This is a genomic window from Myxococcus sp. AB025B (assembly GCF_006518215.1).
Classification (GTDB): domain Bacteria; phylum Myxococcota; class Myxococcia; order Myxococcales; family Myxococcaceae; genus Myxococcus; species Myxococcus fulvus.
This window is the reverse complement of sequence record NZ_SRLW01000619.1, coordinates 1-1,418: the sequence shown is the minus strand read 5'-3', so window position 1 is coordinate 1,418 and position 1,418 is coordinate 1. Positions and strand designations below refer to the sequence as shown.

Here is a 1,418-nt window from a genome sequence, read left to right as displayed (position 1 = left end):
ACCCTCTGCACCGTCTACCTGAAGCCCTCGCGCGTCCCCTCCGCCCCCTCCGGCGACTGCCGCGTCTTCGTCCTGCCACCCCTCGCGCGCGAGATGCTCCTCCACTCCACCCGCTGGGGACCCGAGCGCTCACCTCGCGACCCCGTCGCCGAGAGCTTCTTCTCCACCCTCGCGCACCTGCTGTCCGAATGGAGCGCGGAGCCTCGCGACTGGCGCCTGCCCCGCGCCCGCACACCCGAGCTGGAGCGCGCCATGGCCTACACCCTGGCCCACCTCTCCGGCCCCGTCACCCTCGCGGGCGCGGCGAAGGCCGCGGGACTCTCCCAGCGCACCCTCGCCCGCCACTTCGATGACGAGGCCGGCACCTCCTGGCGCCGCTTCCTCCACGACGCCCGCATGCTGCGCGCCATGGAGCTGCTCGCCGAGGACGGCGCCCGCGTCACGCAGACCGCCTACGCCGTGGGCTTCGAGAGCCTCGCCGCCTTCACCCACGCCTTCACCGCCTTCACCGGCGAGCGCCCCCGCGACTTCCGCCAACGCATCGCCGAGGGCACCACCGCGCTCCCCTCCCCTACCCGCCGCAGGCGACGCGGTTGACCAGGCCGTACACGCCGTAGCCCACCAGGTACGGCAGCTTCAGCTCCGGGAACGCCGCCACCGCGCGCTGCTCCAACTGCCCGTAGTGCGCCGACGCCTGCTCACCGCACAGCTCCGGCTTGCGCTCGCCCAGCTCCGCCGCGTACCCCTCCACCAGCGTCACCATCCCATCCAAATAGCGCCGCTGCGCTTCAATCACATCCATCACCGGCGCGCTGTCCCCTCGCCCGCCATGCACCGTGGACCGAGGCCACGCGGACAGCTCCCCCAGCGCCGCCTTCCATGACGCCACGTCCGGCACCACCTTGCCCTCGCGCACCCCGCCCTCCAACCACGCGTGCGCGCCGTGGTGCACCAAATCCCCGACGATGAGCGCCTCGCTCCCCGGCACGTACGCCACCGTCTGCGTCACCGTCACACCCGAGTGCTTCAGCTCCGTCAGCTCCACCTTCGCGCCCCCTTCGAGCGGCAGCGAGTAGCTCCCCGTGAAGGTGACATCCACCGTGGCCTCGGCGGGATAGGTCTCCTCCGTGAAGGCCTTCGCCACGTTCACCCAATAGAACTTCTTGTACGCGTGCACGGCGGGAATCGCCTCGGCGGTGGCCTTGCTCGCGACCACCTTCGCCCCCACGCGCTGGAACACCGCCGCACCGTTGAACTTGTCCGGGTTCGGATGCGTGATGACCACGTAGCGGATGGGATGCGCGGTGCGCGCGCGGATGTGCTCCAGCACCTTGTTCGCCTCTCCTTCCGTGAACTGCGCGTCGAACACCACCACCTCCGCGCCCGTGTCATAGAAGAACTGTCGCTTATACACATCT

Annotated in this window: 2 protein-coding genes; one reads left to right on the top strand and one right to left on the bottom strand. The window is 70.4% G+C overall.

The window, feature by feature from the left end:
* Window positions 1-597 (top strand): helix-turn-helix domain-containing protein (locus FL311_RS43095; protein ID WP_141333468.1); only part of this gene is annotated, 597 nt, incomplete at its 5' end.
* Here the strand turns inward: FL311_RS43095 and FL311_RS46225 are convergent.
* The coding region (locus FL311_RS46225) for an MBL fold metallo-hydrolase (protein ID WP_141333466.1) at window positions 572-1,418 on the bottom strand (847 nt) is incomplete at its 5' end. The two genes, FL311_RS43095 and FL311_RS46225, sit on opposite strands and share 26 nt — an antisense overlap.